The organism is Streptomyces sp. CNQ329 (assembly GCF_000482585.1).
In genome coordinates this window covers 1-3,342 of sequence record NZ_AXVU01000120.1, presented here as the reverse complement: position 1 = coordinate 3,342, position 3,342 = coordinate 1, and the positions used below count along the sequence as shown (strand labels likewise).

Genomic DNA, 3,342 nt, shown 5'->3' with positions numbered 1-3,342 from the left:
CCCCCGCCGGCCGCCCTGCACCGCCCGCGCCACCGGGCCCGAACCCCCCTGCCCCCGGGCATCCGGCCACGCCGCACCCCCCGGGGGGCAGGGCAGCGACCCGCAGGGCGGCAGGTGAACACCCGGGCATGTCGCGCCCCTGGCCCCACCGGCACCGAGCGGCGACGGCCCTTCGACCGCGACCGCGACCGGGAGCCCCCCGTATGGAGCACCTCGTACGCCATGCCGTCAACACGATCCGCGAACGGTTCTGTGAGCCGCTGAGCCTCGATGACCTCGCACGCAGCGTGCGGGTCAGCAAATACCACTTCCTGCGGGAGTTCACCCGCATCACCGGCGTCACCCCGGGACGGTTCCTCAGCGCGGTGCGCCTGCACGAGGCCAAGCGCCTGCTGCTGAGCACCCCGCTCAACGTCGCCGACGTCTCGGCACGGGTCGGATACAGCAGTCCGGGCAGCTTCACCCGCCGCTTCACCGAGTCGGTCGGGCTTTCCCCCACCCAGTACCGCAAACTCTCCTGCGACCGGGCCGGCCGGACCCGCCGGCCCTCCTTCCCCCCGCCGCCGGTGTCCGCGCCGGCGCCGCCGGCCCCGCCCACCGGCTCGGTCACCGGGCTCCTGCGCACCACCGGGGCGGAACTCTCCCGCGCCTACGTCGGCGCCTTCGACGGCGCCATCCTGCAGGGAACCCCCGCATCCTGGAGCAGCACCCGCGCACCGGGCCGCTTCACGCTGCCCCGGATCCCCGCGGGCACCTGGTACATCCACGCGCTCGCCCACGACGGGCCCGCCGCCGGCACCGGGCGTGAGACCGCCTGGCTGACCGCCACCGTGGGCCCGGTGCGGGTGGGCGCCGACGCCGGACGCATCCGCGACATCACCCTTTCCCCGATGGACTGGACCCGCCCGCCGATCCTCTTCGCCCTGACGGGCATGGACCCCCAGCCGACAGCGGCATGAGCCCGCCCGGCCCGGCCCGTCCGTCTACGCCGCCGACAACGCCGAAGCGCCGGGACCCCGCCTTACGGAGAGGGAAGGTATGCACACGGATCAGACCACGTCGCTTCTCGCCGGCCTCGCCGTCATCGTGCTCCTGGCCCGCCTGCTGGGCATGCTGGCCCGGCGCCTGGGCCAGCCGGCGGTGATCGGCGAAGTCCTCGCCGGCGTCGCGCTGGGACCGACCCTGCTCGACGGCGCGATCAGCGACGCCCTCTTCCCCGCCGACATACGGCCCCTGCTCAGCGCCCTGGCCGCGGTCGGCGTCGCGGTCTTCATGTTCATCGTCGGCCTGGAGATCGACGCCGCGCTGCTGCGCGGCAACGGAACGCTGGCCGTCACCGTCTCCCTCAGCTCGATCCTGCTGCCCTGCGGCCTGGGCATGCTCCTGGCGCTGTACCTGGCGCAGGACTACGGCACCGGCGACACCACCGGCCTGGTGCTCTTCATGGGCGTCGCCATGGCGATCACCGCCTTCCCCATCCTGGCCCGCATCCTCACCGACCGGCGGATGACCCGCACCCCGCTGGGCGCGGTGGCACTGGCCTGCGCCGCCGTCGGCGACGTCCTGGCCTGGGTCATGTTCGCCGTCGTGGTCGCGGTCACCAGCCCGGCCGGCGCCGGCCAGTGGCGCATGCTCCTGGCCGTCCCCTACCTGCTGGCCATGCTCTTCGTCGTGCGCCCGCTGCTGCGCCGGCTGGCCGCCGGCCGCAGCGAACTGCGCCTGACCCCGACAGTGTGCGCGTGCATCCTGGCGGGTCTGCTGCTGTCCGCCGCCGCCACCGAATGGGTGGGACTGCACTACATCTTCGGCGCGTTCCTCTTCGGCGCGATCCTCCCGCGCACCGGCACCGAGCGGCTCCACGCCGAAGTCCACAACCGCCTCGGGCAGATGACCGCCACCTTGCTGCTGCCGGTGTTCTTCCTCGTCTCCGGCCTCCAGGTCGACCTCTCCGAACTGGACACCGGCGGCCTGGGAGCCCTGGCGCTGATCCTCCTGGTCGCCGTCGGCGGCAAATCCCTCAGCGCATTCGCCGCCGCCCGCCTGAACCGCATGCCGCCACGGCAGGCCGCCGCGCTCGCCACGCTGCTCAACACCCGCGGCCTGACCGAACTCATCGTCTTGAACGTCGGCCTGCAACTGGGCTTCCTCACCCAGGACCTCTACACCCTCATGGTCGTCATGGCCGTGCTCACCACCGCGATGACCGGGCCGCTGCTGAGCTGGATCCTCGGCCGCCCCCCGGAGGAGGACGACGTGCCCGCCCCGGGCGAGGCACCCGGACACCAAGCCGACACCGTCGGCGCCCGCGCCTGACACCCACCCCGGCGGCGGACCCCCGGCCGGGGTTCCGGCCGATCCGGCCGCCGGCTGCACGACAATGACCTCTATGTCCCAAGCCACACCCGAACAGACGTCCGCGGCCACGCCGGCGAACGCCGGCGCCAAGCCCGGCCCGGGCCTGCGCGAGCGCAAGAAGCTGCGCACCCGCCAGGCGATCCGTGCGGCGGCCCGCCGGCTGATCGACGAGCAGGGGTACGACCAGACCACCGTCGAACAGATCGCCGCGGCCGCCGAGGTCTCGCCGAGCACCGTCTTCCGCTACTTCCGCAACAAGGAACAGATCGTCCTGCGCGACGAGGACTACGCCTTCTCCGGCGCGGAACTGCTGAGCGCCCGCCCGGCACACGAGCCGCCGCTGACCGCCCTGCGGGCGGCGGTGTCACAGATGGTGCGCGCCGCCTACGAGGAGTTCAACGCGGAGTACCGGTGGCGGATGGAACTGGTGCGCACAGTGCCCGCACTGCGGGCCCAGATGCACGAGGGCCAGGACAAGGCGGTCCAGGTCCTCACCACGGCCCTGGCCGAGCGCGCCGGGCCCGGGTACGACCGCCTCGAACTGCGGGTCATGGTGGGCGCCCTCATGGGCGGCCTGCACCAGGTGGTCCTCGAATGGGGCGACCACGGGCAGGAAGGCAACCTGCCGGAGATGTTCGACCGCGCACTGCAGGTACTGGAACACGGCCTGACCCCCGACTGACCCCCGCGGGGGGGCGACGAAGAACAGGGCCTCGCGAGCAACCGGGGCGGATCCGCATCCGCCCCGGCGCCCGCGGGGCCCTGTTCTTTTCATGCCCGGTGCCGCAGCCGCGGCGGGCACAAAGGTCAGTCCTCGACGTCGCCGTTGACCTGCCGCGTGACGAACTCGTGGGCCAGGTCGCCGAACTGCTCACCGAAGACGATGGTCCGCTCGACGGTCTCCTGGAAGTGGACACCGGCCCATACCCGGCTGTTACCGCAGGTGCGGGTGAAGTCGGTCCAGGTCGGGAAGTGGATCGACAGATC

3 protein-coding genes and 1 pseudogene are annotated in these 3,342 nt (G+C 72.9%); 3 read left to right on the top strand and 1 reads right to left on the bottom strand.

Going from position 1 to position 3,342, the window contains the following annotated elements; translation table 11 throughout:
* Window positions 1–203 precede the first annotated feature (203 nt).
* The 3 genes from I003_RS35375 to I003_RS0129170 all read left to right on the top strand — a co-directional run bounded on the left by I003_RS35375 (window position 204) and on the right by I003_RS0129170 (window position 3,037).
* Window positions 204–959 carry a helix-turn-helix domain-containing protein gene (locus I003_RS35375; protein ID WP_158689049.1) on the top strand — a complete coding sequence of 252 codons (756 nt, stop codon included), beginning with the start codon at window positions 204–206 and terminating at the stop codon, window positions 957–959.
* 79 nt (window positions 960–1,038) lie between these two features.
* Entirely contained in the window at window positions 1,039–2,313 is a 1,275-nt protein-coding gene (locus tag I003_RS0129175; protein WP_027774678.1) for a cation:proton antiporter domain-containing protein, read from the top strand.
* A 73-nt stretch (window positions 2,314–2,386) separates the two neighbouring features.
* Window positions 2,387–3,037: a TetR family transcriptional regulator gene (locus I003_RS0129170; RefSeq protein WP_027774677.1), complete on the top strand. Its 651-nt coding sequence runs from the start codon at window positions 2,387–2,389 to the stop codon at window positions 3,035–3,037.
* 125 nt (window positions 3,038–3,162) lie between these two features.
* On the opposite strand, the pseudogene I003_RS33810 reads toward I003_RS0129170, so the two are convergent.
* Window positions 3,163–3,342 (bottom strand): annotated as a pseudogene (locus I003_RS33810) (DUF6851 domain-containing protein); the annotation flags it as partial.